15 protein-coding genes are annotated in these 13536 nt (G+C 67.8%); 14 read left to right on the forward strand and 1 reads right to left on the reverse strand.

Annotation, left to right across the window (positions count from 1 at the left end; genetic code table 11):
* Positions 1-335: 335 nt before the first annotated feature.
* The 10 genes from LRS07_RS19570 to LRS07_RS19615 are packed head-to-tail and all read left to right on the forward strand — an operon-like array spanning position 336 to position 8293.
* On the forward strand, positions 336-695 hold the full coding sequence (locus LRS07_RS19570; RefSeq protein WP_260499595.1) for a hypothetical protein: 360 nt from the start codon (positions 336-338) through the stop codon (positions 693-695).
* An 11-nt stretch (positions 696-706) separates the two neighbouring features.
* The gene (locus tag LRS07_RS19575; RefSeq protein WP_260499596.1) at positions 707-1201 is read left to right on the forward strand and encodes a lytic transglycosylase domain-containing protein; all 495 of its coding nucleotides are present in this window, start codon (positions 707-709) and stop codon (positions 1199-1201) included.
* Entirely contained in the window at positions 1198-1488 is a 291-nt protein-coding gene (locus LRS07_RS19580) for a TrbC/VirB2 family protein (protein WP_260499597.1), read from the forward strand. Before LRS07_RS19575 ends, LRS07_RS19580 begins: the two co-directional genes overlap by 4 nt.
* A gap of 15 nt (positions 1489-1503) precedes the next feature.
* Positions 1504-1836 (forward strand): VirB3 family type IV secretion system protein, encoded by a 333-nt coding sequence (locus LRS07_RS19585; protein WP_260499598.1) that lies wholly within the window; start codon positions 1504-1506, stop codon positions 1834-1836.
* On the forward strand, positions 1820-4303 hold the full coding sequence (locus LRS07_RS19590; protein WP_409450567.1) for a VirB4 family type IV secretion/conjugal transfer ATPase: 2484 nt from the start codon (positions 1820-1822) through the stop codon (positions 4301-4303). The genes LRS07_RS19585 and LRS07_RS19590 overlap by 17 nt, the downstream gene beginning before the upstream one ends.
* Positions 4300-4707, forward strand: coding sequence for a hypothetical protein (locus LRS07_RS19595; protein WP_260499600.1), 408 nt, complete (start codon positions 4300-4302; stop codon positions 4705-4707). The genes LRS07_RS19590 and LRS07_RS19595 overlap by 4 nt, the downstream gene beginning before the upstream one ends.
* A gap of 14 nt (positions 4708-4721) precedes the next feature.
* Entirely contained in the window at positions 4722-5822 is a 1101-nt protein-coding gene (locus LRS07_RS19600) for a TrbL/VirB6 family protein (protein ID WP_260499601.1), read from the forward strand.
* Between the two features lie 36 nt (positions 5823-5858).
* Positions 5859-6554 carry a TrbJ/VirB5 family protein gene (locus tag LRS07_RS19605; RefSeq protein WP_260499602.1) on the forward strand — a complete coding sequence of 232 codons (696 nt, stop codon included), beginning with the start codon at positions 5859-5861 and terminating at the stop codon, positions 6552-6554.
* Between the two features lie 48 nt (positions 6555-6602).
* Entirely contained in the window at positions 6603-7376 is a 774-nt protein-coding gene (locus tag LRS07_RS19610; RefSeq protein WP_260499603.1) for a VirB8 family type IV secretion system protein, read from the forward strand.
* Entirely contained in the window at positions 7373-8293 is a 921-nt protein-coding gene (locus tag LRS07_RS19615; RefSeq protein WP_260499604.1) for a TrbG/VirB9 family P-type conjugative transfer protein, read from the forward strand. Before LRS07_RS19610 ends, LRS07_RS19615 begins: the two co-directional genes overlap by 4 nt.
* Here LRS07_RS19615 and LRS07_RS19620 read toward each other — a convergent pair.
* The gene (locus tag LRS07_RS19620; RefSeq protein WP_260499605.1) at positions 8244-8774 is read right to left on the reverse strand and encodes a hypothetical protein; all 531 of its coding nucleotides are present in this window, start codon (positions 8772-8774) and stop codon (positions 8244-8246) included. The two genes, LRS07_RS19615 and LRS07_RS19620, sit on opposite strands and share 50 nt — an antisense overlap.
* A 350-nt stretch (positions 8775-9124) precedes the next feature.
* On the opposite strand from LRS07_RS19620, the gene virB10 reads away from it, so the two are divergent.
* Genes virB10 through LRS07_RS19640 form a run of 4 tightly spaced genes read left to right on the forward strand, consistent with a single transcriptional unit; the run spans position 9125 to position 13524 of the window.
* Positions 9125-9745 carry a type IV secretion system protein VirB10 gene (virB10, locus tag LRS07_RS19625; RefSeq protein ID WP_260499606.1) on the forward strand — a complete coding sequence of 207 codons (621 nt, stop codon included), beginning with the start codon at positions 9125-9127 and terminating at the stop codon, positions 9743-9745.
* Positions 9742-10836 carry a P-type DNA transfer ATPase VirB11 gene (gene virB11 / locus LRS07_RS19630; protein WP_260499607.1) on the forward strand — a complete coding sequence of 365 codons (1095 nt, stop codon included), beginning with the start codon at positions 9742-9744 and terminating at the stop codon, positions 10834-10836. The genes virB10 and virB11 overlap by 4 nt, the downstream gene beginning before the upstream one ends.
* Positions 10833-12854 carry a type IV secretory system conjugative DNA transfer family protein gene (locus tag LRS07_RS19635; protein ID WP_260499608.1) on the forward strand — a complete coding sequence of 674 codons (2022 nt, stop codon included), beginning with the start codon at positions 10833-10835 and terminating at the stop codon, positions 12852-12854. Before virB11 ends, LRS07_RS19635 begins: the two co-directional genes overlap by 4 nt.
* A gap of 16 nt (positions 12855-12870) precedes the next feature.
* Positions 12871-13524, forward strand: a complete 654-nt coding sequence (locus tag LRS07_RS19640) for an OmpA family protein (protein WP_260499609.1) — start codon at positions 12871-12873, stop codon at positions 13522-13524.
* The last annotated feature ends 12 nt before the right edge of the window (positions 13525-13536 follow it).

Consider the following 13536-nt stretch of genomic DNA (forward strand, 5'->3'; position numbering starts at 1 on the left):
CTGGATCGCCACTGCTGATTCTTTGTTCTAAGTCATCGATCATTCGCCGGCGGCACGGTCCTAGAGTATCTACATCGCGCCGAGTAGCGCGTCTCAACAGCAGGACCGAGTCACTGGCGATTTGGATCATCATGAACAGACCTTGTACTCCTAGGGCGACTTCGGTTGCCTTCGCTCGCAGGACAGCAGCTGCCACTGTCTTGGCTTGCGTCGCAACAGTGTGCCTTGGCAGCTTTGCGAAGCCTGCGCACGCAGTCGACGGCTGCCTGGTGATGCTGTGCTTCGCCGCCCCAAGCTGGCGGTCCATCCCGCAGTGCGTGCCACCCGTTAAGCAAGTGCTGCGTGACCTCGCCCGCGGCAAACCGTTCCCGGTATGTGGCATGGCCGGTGCCGGCAACTCGGCAAACCATGCCTGGGCCAGCGCTCCAAGCTACTGTGCGCCGCAGTACACCCGGGTCTTCTACGGCGAAGGTGGCCCGATATACACCTGCGACTACGCCGGCGCGGTGTCTGTCACTGTCAACGGCGCGCCGTTCGCGCGCACCTGGTGGACGATGGCCGGCGATACGGTGACTGAGTTCAGTCCGGCGGCCAAGGCGCAGCTCGGCACCTGGGACACGCGGTTCGACGACGACTATGCCGCCTGGCTGGCCACGCTGCCGCCGCCAGCCCCGCCGACCGACTCCGGCTACTGAGGCGGACGACCATGGATGCATCCTTCTTCCTCGCGCTCGCGGTGGCCTGTGCGCCGCAGGTGCACGGCGACACCGCCCGGGCGGTGGTCAGCGTCGAGAGTGCCTTCAACCCCTGGGCGATCGGTGTCGTGGGCGGTGCGCTCGTGCGTCAGCCGCGGCACCGAGCCGAGGCCCTGGCGACCGCCCGGGCGCTGCAGGCGGGTGGCAGGAACTTCAGCGTCGGCCTCGGTCAGATCAACGTCGGCAACTTTGCGCGCCTGGGCCTGACGCTGGAGACGGCCTTCGAGCCGTGCACCAACCTGGCCGCCATGCAGGCCGTGCTCGGCGAGTGCTTCGACCGAGCGAGTGCCTCCGCGTCGAAGTCGGTCGACCAGGTGGCGCTTCGCCAGGCGCTGTCCTGCTACTACAGCGGCAACTTCGCCACGGGCTTCCGCGACGGCTACGTGCGGAAGGTCGTGACAGCCGTGCGGCTCGTTCCCACCGTCCAACCCAAGGAGAAGGCATGAGACCCCTCGCATCTATCCGGCGCGCCGCCTCTGCACCGGCCGCAGCGCTCTTGGCCACCGCCTCGCAGATGGCCCTGGCCCAGGGCTTTGACAAGATCAACACCACGGTCACGAACGTCAACACCATCCTGGTGACGATCTCGATCGCGGTGGTGACCATCGCGATCATCTGGGCCGGCTTCAAGATGATCTTCCAGGGCGCCCGCCTGGCCGACGTGGCCAACGTGCTGATCGGCGGCACACTGGTCGGCGGCGCGGCGGCCTTCGCCAGCTACATCGTCACCTGAACGGCGGGCGCGACCATGCAAGGCGAAGCCATCTACAAAGGCGCCACGCGCCCAGCCATGAAGCTCGGCATCCCGCTCGTGCCGCTGGTGGTGCTGTTCGGCACCGGCATGCTGCTCATCATGTGGGGCGGCACCCTGGTGAGCTGGTGGATCGCCCTCGGCGTGGTCGTGGCCGTCGTGCCGGCGCTGCTGTGGATGCGCTTCGTGACCTCTAAGGACGACCAGCGCTTCCGGCAGATGTTCGTCGCCATGAAGCTGCGCCTGCACGACCGCAACCGCCGCTTCTGGCATGCGCGCAGCTACGCGCCCACCCTCTACCGGGGAGCCCGCGATGCTTGGCATGTCTAAGGCCAACGGCGCCGACACGCGGCCCGGTCGCAGTGGCTTAAGGCCCCGGCACTGGGCGGCGGCCCACGCGGAGAACCCGCTGGCCCGGTTCATCCCGTTCTCGTCGCTGGTGAGCCAGAATGACGTGATCACGCGCGGCGGCAACTACCTGCGGGTCTGGCGGCTCGATGGCGTGGCCTTCGAGTGCGCCGACGAGCACCAGATCGCCGAGCGCCACGAGGCGCTGTGCAGTCTGCTGCGCAACCTGGCCGGTGGCCAGTGGGCCGTGTGGACGCACCGCCTGCACCGCGTCGTCAGCGACAGCCTGCAGGACCCGGCGCAGTCCGGCTTCGCCCGAGAAATGTCGCAGGCCTACCAGGCCAAGATCAGCGAGCGCCGGATGATGAGCAACGAGCTCTACCTCACGCTGGTCTACCGGCCCAACGTCTCGCGCGTGAGTCGGGCCCTGCAATCGACCCAGCGCACCCGTGCGGCCATCGCGGAGGCCCAGGCCGAGGCGCTGCGCGTGATGGAAGAGCGCACCGCGCTCGTCGGCCGCGTGCTGCGCGGCTTCGGCCCCGAACTGCTCGGCACACGCGAGCACCGCGGACGGATCTACTCCGAGGTGGCCGAGTTCCTCGGCTACCTGGTCAACGGCTGCTGGCGGCCGATCCCGATGACAGCCGGACCGCTGTACCGGACCCTGCCGACCGCGCGCCTGTCCTTCGGAGGCGACAAGCTCGAACTGCGCCAGGGCGACGAGCGTCGCTACGCGGCCCTGGTCGACATCAAGGAATACGCCGATGCCGTGGAGCCCGGCATCCTGAACGCGCTGCTGTACGAGGCCAGCGAGTTCATCGAGACCCAGAGCTTCTCGATCCTGCCGCGCCGCGAGGCCATGCGCGCCCTCGAACTGCAGCGCGACCAGCTGATCGCCAGCGACGACGTGGTGGCCAGCCAGGTGGCAGAGATGGACGTGGCGCTCAACGAACTCGGCGACGGCCAGTTCTGCATGGGTGAGTACCACTACAGCCTGGTCGTCTTCGGCGAGGATGTGGCCGATGCCGGCCGGCGTGCGGCGCAGGCCATCGGTGCCGTCGGCGAGGCCTCCAGCCTGCAGATGTCCCCAGTCGACCTGGTGGCCGATGCCGCCTGGTTCGCGCAGATGCCGGGCAACTGGCAGTGGCGGCCCCGCGATGCCAAGCTCAGCTCACGCGCCTTCGCGGCCCTGTCCAGCGGCCACAACTTCGCCCGTGGGAAGCGCGACGGCAACCCCTGGGGCGAGGCACTGGCCCTGCTGCGCACGCCCTCGGGCCAGCCCTTCTACCTGAACCTGCACAGCAGCCCGGAGGGAGAAGATTCCGCCGACAAGAAGCTGCCGGGCAACACGCTGATCATCGGCTCGACCGGCGTCGGCAAGACGACCCTGGAGATGTTCCTGCTGACACTCACGCGCAAGTGGGACCCAGCGCCGCGCCTCGTACTCTTCGACCTGGACCGTGGCTGCGAGATCGCGATCCGCGCCCTCGGTGGTCGCTACTTCACGCTCGAAGCCGGCAAGCCCACCGGCTGCAACCCGCTGCAGCGCGAGCCGACACCGGCGCGCATCCAGTTTTGGGAACAGTTGATCCGTACCTGCATCGCCACGCCGGCCATGCCGCTGCTGCCGGCTGACGAGCGCGCCATCGCCGATGCGGTCAACGCGGTGGCGATGATGCCGGCCCAGCTACGCCGCTTCTCGACCGTGCGGCAGAACCTGCCCAAGGCGGGCGAGAACAGCCTCTTCGAGCGGCTCGGCCGCTGGTGCCAGGGCGGCGCGCTCGGCTGGGTCTTCGACCAGGCCAACGACCGGCTGCTCGATCTGCACGCCGCCAACGTCATCGGCTTCGACACCACCGAGTTCCTCGACCTGCCCGAGGTCCGCACGTCGGTGATGATGTACCTGCTGCAGGTCATGGAAGAACTCGCCAACGGCGAGCGGTTGATCTACGCGATCTCGGAGTTCTGGAAGGCGCTGGACCACCCAATCTTCAGCGACTTCGCCAAGCAGAAGCAGAAGACGATCCGCAAGCAGAACGGCCTGGGCATCTTCGACACCCAGAGCCCGTCGGACGTGCTGCGCCACCCCATCGGCCGCACGATGATCGAGCAGAGCGTGACCAAGATCTTCCTCGCCAACCTGGAGGCGGTGCGCGAGGAATACGTTGACGGATTCGGCCTGACGCAGGCCGAGTTCGACATCGTGCGCAGCCTCGGCGCGCAGGGCGGCCGGCGCTTCCTGGTCAAGCAAGGCCACGCAAGCGCGATCTGCGAGCTGGATCTCGCCGGGCTCGAGGAATACATCACCGTGCTCTCGGCCACCACCGACAACGTGGCCCTGCTCGATGCCGTGCGCGAACGGCATGGCAACGATCCGTTTCAATGGCTTCCGGTGCTGCTTCGTGAGGTCCAGGATCGGAGGTTTCGTACCTCCAGGAGATCTGCATGAAAGCCGTTTGTCATCTCCTCGTGCTGGGCGCGCTGGCACTCGCCGAAACCACCGCCAGCGCTCAGTTCGTCAAGGGCAACGAGGCCGTCAAGATGATGCCCGACGGGACCAAGAAGGTGGAGACACCGCCACTTCCCACGGCCTCGCTCGGTGCGCCCTGTCCCGCAGCGAAGGCGGGCTGCGCCGGCGGCGGCTGGAAGATGCTGGAGAGCCCGTCCGGTCTCGTTGAGTGCACCGAGGTCTTCGCGCGGCCGGGAACCTGCCGCGAGTCGACCTACGGCGTCGAGAAGCGCTCGCGAGTCTGGATTGTGAAGCTCAAGGGCGAGTGGACGCAATGCGAGCGGCCGGACCTCGCTGGCAAGTGCATCAGCCTCAAGGGCTTCCCGATAAGCGCGGTTCAGTAGCTAGGGGCTAAGCGATGTTTGCCTGGGTCGGTACACAGTTCGATGCGGTCCTGAACACCTACGTGCTCGGCGTCGTGACCGCACTGATGGTCGGCATCGCCCCCATTGCGCTGACTGCGATGACGATCTGGGTCACGCTCTACGGCTGGGCCGTCTTGCGCAACGAAGTGTCCGAGACGGTTCCGACGTTCCTCTGGAAGGTCTTCAAGATCGGACTGGTCCTGGCTTTCGCCCTGCAGTCCGGCTTTTACATCTCCAACGTGTCCGACTCGGCGAACGCGCTGGCAACCGGCGTGGCGACGACTTTCCTGCCCGCTGCAGCGGATCCGATGGCGATCACCTCGCCTTACGTGTTGCTGGACAACTTCAACGATGAGGCTAGCAAGCTCGTGCTCGATCTGCTGAAGGATGCAGGAATCATGCGGCTTGACCTGCTGTTTGCAGCGGTCGTCTGCTCGATCGGGAACGTGGTCTTCCTCTGCATCGCGCTGTTCGTCGTGACGCTGGCGAAGCTCTTCCTGACCTTCGTGATCGCCATCGGCCCGCTCTTCGTTCTGTGTCTCGCGTGGCGCCCGACAGCCCGGTTCTTCGACAGCTGGCTGTCGATGGTCCTGAATGCTGTCGTCCTGACGTGGTTTGCGTTCTTTGCTCTTGGCCTGAGCGCCTTCATGGGTGACGCACTCGTTCAGGCCATCCAAGTCAACGGTGGCTTCCTCGGCCAGACATTCAACGTCGTCGGCGAGAGCCTGAAGTACTGCGTCGTCATGATTCTCATGGCCATCATCTGCTTCCAGGCGCCGAGCCTCGCCTCCGCACTCACTGGCGGCGCTGCGGTTCAGCAGGGGATTCAGATGATCCAGAACGCCATGATGGTCTCTGGCCTGCGATCGGCCTCCTCTGCGCGCAACGCCGGCGCCGCAGGCGCGGCCGGTGGCGTCGTCCGGGCCGGTGCCGGCCTGCCCTACGCGGCGGGCCAAGCCACCGGAGCCGCTGCGGTCGCGCCCCGTCGGGCCGCGGGCGCCGTTGCCACCGGCGCCGGCGCCGTCGTCCGCCAAGGTTACGGAGCGGTGCGAACCGCTGCCTACAAGCTCGCCGCGCTGCGCGGTCGGGCATGAACGTCAACCAGCGTCAACCAGCACAGGAGCGAAACTATGCACGCACGTCTCAAGGTCGCCGCCGCCGTCCTCATCGCCGTCGGGGCCAGCGGCGCTCGTGCACAGGGCATTCCGGTCATCGATGTCGCCAACCTGGTCCAGACGATCCAGCAGGTGCTCGACGGCATCACGCAGATCAACAACCAAGTCCAGCAGATCAACCAGCTGCAAAGCCAGATCAACAGCATCAACGGCATCCGCAACCTCGGCAACGTGTTCAACAACCCGCTGCTGAAGAACTACGTGCCGGCCGAGGCTTACACCTACGTCAATGCAATCAACACCTCCGGCTACTCCGGCCTGAACGCCACGGCCAAGGCGCTGCGCGACGCGGGCATGGTCTACAACTGCATGGACCTCGCCGGCGACGCCCGCACCAGCTGCCAGGCGGCCCTGGCGCAGCCGTACCAGCAGAAGGGCCTGCTGCAGGACGCGATGAAGTCGGCCGCCGGCCGCCTGTCGCAGATCCAGTCGCTGATGGGTCAGATCAACGCCACCACCGACCAGAAGGCGGTGCAGGAGGTGCAGGCCCGTATCGGTGCCGAGAACGCACTGCTGGCCCACGAGATGTCCCAGGTGCAGATGCTGCAGGGCATGGCCGACAGCGAAGAGCGCATCGCCCGGTCGCGGGAGCGCGAGCGCCAGTACCAGATGCTCACCCGCACGGGGAAGGTGGCCGACTACCTGCCCTGACGCCCGTTCCCTGCGCCGGGCCACTGGCGCAGTCCCACAGAGGTCCCCATGAGTGCCGTCCTGACGCCAGAAAGAGCCGCTGCATTGCCTGAACGGTCGCGAGACCGAGCGCAGGCCGAGCCCGAGACGACCGCGATCGAAGTCAATCGCGCGTGGGAAGTCGACCGCGCGCTGATGCTCGAACGCTCGGAGCGCCGGGCCTGGTGGGTCGCCATCGCCTGCCTGGTGCTGGGTCTGATCGGCATCGCCGCGGTGTTCGTCCAGGGCCCGCTGCGCCGCGTCGTGGAGATTCCCATCGTGGTCGACCGGGTCACCGGCGAGGCCACGGTCCAGCAACGGCTCTCCGTCGAGACCATCCCCCCGATGGAGGCGCTGGACAAGCACAACCTCGCCACCTTCGTCCGGGCGCGCGAGGGCTACAGCTGGATGTTCCTGCAGCGTGACTTCGACCAGGTCGCGCGCATGGCGGTGCCTGCCGTGTTCGCCGACTACAACCGTCAGTTCGAGGGCGACGGCGCGCTGCAGAAGAGGATCGGCGCCGCCGAGGACTGGCGCATCAACGTCGTCGGCGTGCGCCTGGCTGCGTCCGGCCGCCCCGGCAACCAGGGGGAGGCCACGGTCAGCTACGACAAGGTAATCCGCCTGACGGACCGCAACCTGCCCGAGGTGACCACGCGGCACGTGGCCAGCGTCGTTTACCAGTACCAGCCGAAGGTGCTGGTCAAGGAGCGCGACCGGCTCGAGAACCCGTTCGGCTTCGTCGTCACAGCCTACCGGTCCGATCCCGAGATCAACACCGCCGCACCGGGGGCCAAGCCATGAAGCGGCTGGCCTGGCTGCCCACCGCGGCCTGCGTCGCGGCCTGCGGCTCCACGGCAGTCGCTGCGGAGCCTGCGGATCCGCGTCTGCGGGAAGTGGTCTACGACCCGCGCGCCGTCGTCACCGTGCCGGTCAAGCGCGGCGTCGTGACGCTGGTGGTGCTCGATGCCGACGAGGCGATCACCGAGGTCGCAGCGGGCCTGGGTGGCGACTGCATGAAGGCCGATGCCGCGTGGTGCATCGCAGCCCAGCCCGGAGGCCGAAACCTGTTCGTCAAGGCCAAGAGCTCGGCCAGCGCCGCGAACACGCTGGCCGTGGTCACCGACCGCCGAACGCACAGCTTCCGCTTCGTCGTCTTGGCCGACGGCGACCCGAAGCCGCCGGTCTACCGACTCGTCGTCAAGGCACCCGCCCGGGTGGCACCCCCGGCGCGCCTCGCGCTGCGCGAACCGGCACCACTGATGGCGTTGCCGGTCGTGCCGCCACCCCCGCCACCGCACCAGGTCGTCGCGGAGCGGCTGCAGGCCAAGCCGCAGGTGATGAACACGCAGTACTCGATCGCCGAGGGCGCCGGCTCGCAGGACATCGTGCCGACCCTCGTCTATGACGACGGGCGGTTCACCTATCTGCGCTTCCCCGGCAACCGCGAGGTGCCGGCCGTTTTCCATGTACTGGGCGACGGCAGCGAGACGCTGGTCAACGCCCGCTTGGAGGACGACCTGCTGGTGGTCGATCGCGTCAGCCGGCGGCTGATGCTGCGGGCCGGCTCGGCCGTCGTCGGCCTGTGGAATGAAGCCTTCGATCTGGACGGCAGGCCTCCGGGCGATGGCACTACCGTGCCCGGCGTGCAGCGCGTCCTGAAGGCCGACGTCAGTGGCAGCAACGCGCCTTCCGAAGCGCGCAAGGGAGAGAAACCATGACGCACGACCCGAACGATCCGCGGAACCGCGATCCAAACCTTGGCGCCGAGATCGAGCCCGACGACAACGCCATCTCTCCTCTGCCCGGCGAGCCCGGCATCCCCAATGTCGCTGCCCGGCAGCGCGTTTCGATGTCGAAGAAGGGACTGCTGGCCGTGGCGCTGCTCGCCGGCTCCGTGGTGGCGGTGGCCGCCGTCACCATCCAGCGCTTCTCTGCCAGCGGCAAGAAGGCCGACGAGACCGAGTCGAAGCTGGTCCGGGACAGGCCTGCCGCCGCCACGGCCGAGCCGCGCAGGCTCGAGATGCCACCCGCTTCGACTGCCAGCGCCGCCGTCGCGACCGCCCCGCGCATCCCCGCCCTGATGCCTACGAGCGAGGAGCTGGCCGAGCCCATCGGGGTGCGGCGCACCGGATCGGCGGGACCCGCACCGGGTGGCCCGAAGGTGGTCCCGTCGGAGGATGCCCCCGTCTTGCTGGTCACCACCCGGCCTGGGGCACTCCCTCCGCAACGGGCATCCAACCGAAGAATGGATGCCGGTGCGCCGCCTGACGAGGGCCCGACGGCGGCTGAGCCCGCCGACGCGAATGATCCGCTCGCCGCAACCTCCCGCAACCTGCAGGGCTATCAGCGCCAGCTCCAGGGCCTGCTCGACAACCTCACCAAGACCGCGGCGCTGGCCACGGGCCAGGCCACCGGGCAGCTGCCGTCGGGGGCGCTCCTCGGTGGGCCCCCGATGGCGGGCACCGCACCCATCGGTGCGCCACCCGCAGGGGGCGGCCTGTTCGGGGGGCCAGCTTCAGGGGTCCTCCACCCCCAAGGTGGCCGCCTCGATGCTGGGCAACCGCAGCCTGACGCTGCCCAAGGGCACAGCCTTCACCTGCGCACTGAAGACCAAGGTGATCAGCGCCACCTCGGGCCTCGTCGGCTGCCAGGTCCAGCGCAACGTCTTCGGCGACGACGGCCGGGTGCTGCTGATCGAGCGCGGCTCGCATCTCGACGGCGAGTACCGCATCGCTTCGGTCCGGCCCGGCACGGTCCGTATCCCGGTGTTGTGGACCCGCATTCGCACGCCGCTGAGCGTGACGGTGGACATCGACTCTCCCGGCACCGGCCAGCTCGGCGAATCCGGCATCGATGGCTACGTCGACAACCGCTGGGGCGAGCGCATCGGCGCGGCCATGCTGCTGTCGCTGATCGACGACTCGGTGAAGCTGGTCATCCAGAACCAGGCCAGCGACCGCCAGGCTGACACCATCGTGCTGCCGTCCACCACGGCCAACACCAGCAAGCTCGCCGAGAAGGTGCTCGACAGCACCATCAACATCCCGCCGCTGATCTACCAGAACCAGGGCGGCATCGTCGGCATCTACGTCGCCCGCGACGTGGACTTCTCGTCGGTGTACGAACTGAAGCCGACCGCCATCGCCCCGCAGCGCGAGGGAGCGCCATGAATAAGCATGCCTGCGAGCACGAAGACCTCGCGAACTTTGATCAGAGCTGGTGCGGCGACGCCACATCGGTCGTCGAGTTCCTGCGACCATTGCGCGACCAGCTCGATGCACCCGGCGTGCTGGAAGTCTGCGTCAACCGACCGGGCGAACTGCTGGTCGAGACCGTGCGCGGCTGGCAGACCGTTCCAGCACCCAACATGACGCTGGAACGCTGCCTGTCGCTGGCCACGGCCGTCGCCACCTTCTGCGACCAGCAGGTCAACCAGGAGCGCCCGCTGCTGTCGGCGACGCTGCCCAGCGGCGAACGCATCCAGTTCGTCATCCCGCCGGCCGTGCCGCGCGGCACCGTGTCGATCACGGTGCGCAAGCCGTCGCACCTGATCAAGCGACTCGACGACTTCGAACGCGAGGGCCTGTTCGAGCGCACCGCCACCGTGACGCGCACCCCGAAGGCAGAACTGCTGCCCTTCGAGCGCGAACTGGTGGAGCTGAAGGACGCCGGCCGCTACGCCGAATTCTTGCGCCTGGCGGTGCGCAAGCACCAGACCATCGTCGTCAGCGGCAAGACCGGCTCGGGCAAGACCACCTTCATCAAAGGCCTGGTCGAGGAAGTGCCCAAGCACGAGCGGCTGATCACGATCCAGGACACGGCCGAGCTGACGCTGCCGAACCACCCGAACGTGGTGAACCTGTTCTACAGCAAGGACGCCCAGGGCACGGCGCGAGTGACCGCCAAGTCGCTGCTCGAAGCCTGCCTGCGCATGAAGCCAGACCGCATCTTCTTGGCCGAGGTGCGGGGCGACGAATGCTTTTACTTCGTGCGGCTCGCAGCCTCGGGCCACCCGGGCAGCATCACCAGCGTGCATGCGGGCAGCTGCGCGCTCGCCTTCGAGCAGATGTCGCTGATGATCCGCGAGACCGGCGCTGGCGGCGGCCTGCGCATGGATGAGATCAAGTGGCTGCTCAGCGTCGTGGTCGACGTGATCGTGCAGTTCAATCGCGACGAGCGCGGGCGCTTCATCTCCGAGATCCTCTACGAACCACGGCGCCAGCGGCTCGGCCGCTGGGCTCAGCAGGCGGCAGCAGCATGAGCAGCGTTGCGGCCCTGCCCTTCTCGGCCTGGCCGACAGGTCGCAAGGTCGCCGCGGGTGTGTTCGCCGTGGCGGGCTATGTCGCACTGGCCTGCGCGGCGATCTACCTGGCCGGCGTGTTGTTCCTGGTGCTGAACAAGGCGAACCCGAGGCAGGCGCAGTTCACCAGCATCGCCCACTACTGGGGCCTCTACGCCGACGATGCCCAGCTGCGCAAGAAGCTGCAGCTTGCGATCGGAACCTCGGGAATCGGCCTACTGATCCTGCTGCCGGCCGGCCTGGTCGCAGCCGCCAGGCCACGTCGAGAGCTGCATGGCGATGCTCGATTCGCCAGCCCGACCGAGGTCGATCGTGCGGGGCTCACGGGCAGTGACGGCCAGCCCGGCATCCTCATCGGTCGCCACCGGGGCAGGTTCCTGTCGCTGCCGGGCCAGCTCTCGGTGATGCTGTCGGCCCCGACACGCAGCGGCAAGGGTGTGGGTGTTGTGATCCCGAACCTGCTCAACTGGCCCGACTCGGTCGTGGTGCTCGACATTAAAGGCGAGAACTACGACATCACGGCCGGCTACCGCGCCACGCATGGCCAGGCGGTATATGCCTTCTCGCCCTTCGACGAGGACGCGCGCAGCCACCGGTGGAACCCGCTGACCGCTGTGCGCTCCAGCCCGCTGCACCGCGTCGGCGACCTGCTCACCATCGGGCAGGTCTTCTTTCCCAACGATGGCGGCGGCACCTCGTCCGAAGCCTTCTTCAACGACCAGGCGCGCAACCTGTTCCTGGGCCTGGGCCTCGTCCTCCTCGAATCTCCCTCGCTTCCCCGCACCATCGGTGAGATGCTGCGCCAGTCTTCGGGCAAGGGCCGGTCGCTCAAGGACCACCTGAGTGGCCTGATCGCGCAGCGCCGCGAAGACGGCGACCCGCTGTCGGACCAGTGCGCCGATGCACTGCAGCGCCTGCTGTCCAACTCGGAGAACACGCTCTCCAGCGTGGTCGCCACCTTCAACGCGCCTCTGACGATCTTCGCGGATGCGGTAGTCGATGCGGCCACCAGCGCCGACGACTTCCGGCTCGAGGACGTGCGCCGCCGCCGCATGTCGGTCTACCTGCGCATCCCGCCGAACCGGCTGGCCAACGCTCGGCCGCTGCTGAACCTGTTCTTCTCGCAGCTCGTCAGCCTCAACACGCAAGCCCTGCCTGAGCAGGACCTGACGCTGAAGGTGCAGTGCCTGCTGGTCAACGACGAGTTCACGGCGATGGGGCGCGTCGGCGTCATCACCAACGCAGCCGCCTTTCTCGCCGGCTACAACCTGCGCCTGCTGACCGTGGTGCAGGCCATGTCGCAGCTCGATGCGGTCTATGGCGACAAGGAAGCCCGCACCTTCGCCACCAACCACGGCCTGCAGATCCTCTACGCGCCGCGCGAGCAGCGCGACGCCGACGAGTACAGCGCCATGCTCGGCCACTTCACCGAGCGCGCCACGTCGCGCGGGCGCAGCCGGTCCTTCAGCGGCCACGGTCACAGCACCGTCAGCCGAAACGAGAGCGAACAGCGGCGCGCGCTGCTGCTGCCGCAGGAGTTCAAGGAACTGGGCAGCGAGCGCTTGGTGGTGATCTTCGAGAACTGTAAGCCCATCCTCGGCGAGAAGATCCGCTACTACCGAGACAAGGCCTTCACCTCGCGCCTGCTTCCAGCCCCGGCAGTGCCGCGCATGAGCATGGACCTGCACCTGGCGCGCGTGCAGGAACGCTGGCGCTACGCCGACGATGAGCTGGGTCTGGGCCACAGCCTGGACTATGAGCAACTGGCCTACGACGTGAGCCGGCTTCCGGACCTCGTCGATAGCGAGCCCGACCAGGTCGCCGAGGGCGTTCTTGACTTCTTCATCGGCCCTCGGCCAGGCGATGCCGTGGCCGGCGGTGCGATCGAGGCAGCAGCCGACGAAGACGGTGTCCTGCTCAGCGATGACGGCGTCCAGATCGCCGAGCGGTCGACCATCGAGCGCGCCTACATCACCTAGACCTGGGAGCAACGACATGCGAACCCGCATCGCCTTCACGCCCTTCGTGCCCTGGCTCTTTGCGCTGGCTTCGTGCAGTTCGCCGCCGAAGCCTCCTACCGTCGACGAGTCGCAGAAGCGGCCAGTGAACTCGCAGATGGCCGTCGAGCTGCAGGTGTGCAAGAACGACCTGCAGAACACGCGCCTGCTGGCCACCGAGTCCAGCCGCATCGCGGAATCGACCACCGCCACGCTGGCCAACATGGCGGCGCGCCAGCAACTGCTGGCCGCCATGCAGGCGCCGGCTGCCCAGCAGGTCAAGGCCAACAGCGTCTTCACCGTGCGGTTCGACTTCGGCAGCACGGGCGTCGCCATCCCGCCCGACGTGACCGCCGCGCTGGTCGAAGATGCCAAGGCTTCGCCGCTCGTCCTGCTGCGCGGGCGCACCGACGGCACCAGCGACGCACCGGCCGAGAGCCGCATCGCCCGCGAGCGCGCCGCCGCCGTGCGTGACTACCTAGTGGCCGCAGGCGTGGACCCGGCGCGCATCCGCGCCACCTATCAGCCGGCCGGCGATCACGTGGCCGACAACGCCAGCGCCGGAGGCCGCAGCCTGAACCGGCGCGTCGAAATCGAGCTGTACCGCGCGCTGCCGGTGGCACTGAACGCCACAACGGTGGCGCAGCCCTGAGCGCCCATCCAA

The sequence above is a fragment of the Aquabacterium sp. J223 genome, from assembly GCF_024666615.1.
Lineage (GTDB): Bacteria > Pseudomonadota > Gammaproteobacteria > Burkholderiales > Burkholderiaceae_C > J223.

Excerpts from the sequence above, each read along its gene's own strand:
- LRS07_RS19575 (WP_260499596.1), top strand. The coding sequence starts at position 707 with ATGGATGCATCCTTCTTCCTCGCGCTCGCGGTGGCCTGTGCGCCGCAG.
- LRS07_RS19580 (WP_260499597.1), top strand. The coding sequence starts at position 1,198 with ATGAGACCCCTCGCATCTATCCGGCGCGCCGCCTCTGCACCGGCCGCA.
- LRS07_RS19585 (WP_260499598.1), top strand. The coding sequence starts at position 1,504 with ATGCAAGGCGAAGCCATCTACAAAGGCGCCACGCGCCCAGCCATGAAG.
- LRS07_RS19590 (WP_409450567.1), top strand. The coding sequence starts at position 1,820 with ATGCTTGGCATGTCTAAGGCCAACGGCGCCGACACGCGGCCCGGTCGC.
- LRS07_RS19595 (WP_260499600.1), top strand. The coding sequence starts at position 4,300 with ATGAAAGCCGTTTGTCATCTCCTCGTGCTGGGCGCGCTGGCACTCGCC.
- LRS07_RS19600 (WP_260499601.1), top strand. The coding sequence starts at position 4,722 with ATGTTTGCCTGGGTCGGTACACAGTTCGATGCGGTCCTGAACACCTAC.
- LRS07_RS19605 (WP_260499602.1), top strand. The coding sequence starts at position 5,859 with ATGCACGCACGTCTCAAGGTCGCCGCCGCCGTCCTCATCGCCGTCGGG.
- LRS07_RS19610 (WP_260499603.1), top strand. The coding sequence starts at position 6,603 with ATGAGTGCCGTCCTGACGCCAGAAAGAGCCGCTGCATTGCCTGAACGG.
- LRS07_RS19615 (WP_260499604.1), top strand. The coding sequence starts at position 7,373 with ATGAAGCGGCTGGCCTGGCTGCCCACCGCGGCCTGCGTCGCGGCCTGC.
- virB10 (WP_260499606.1), top strand. The coding sequence starts at position 9,125 with ATGCTGGGCAACCGCAGCCTGACGCTGCCCAAGGGCACAGCCTTCACC.
- virB11 (WP_260499607.1), top strand. The coding sequence starts at position 9,742 with ATGAATAAGCATGCCTGCGAGCACGAAGACCTCGCGAACTTTGATCAG.
- LRS07_RS19635 (WP_260499608.1), top strand. The coding sequence starts at position 10,833 with ATGAGCAGCGTTGCGGCCCTGCCCTTCTCGGCCTGGCCGACAGGTCGC.
- LRS07_RS19640 (WP_260499609.1), top strand. The coding sequence starts at position 12,871 with ATGCGAACCCGCATCGCCTTCACGCCCTTCGTGCCCTGGCTCTTTGCG.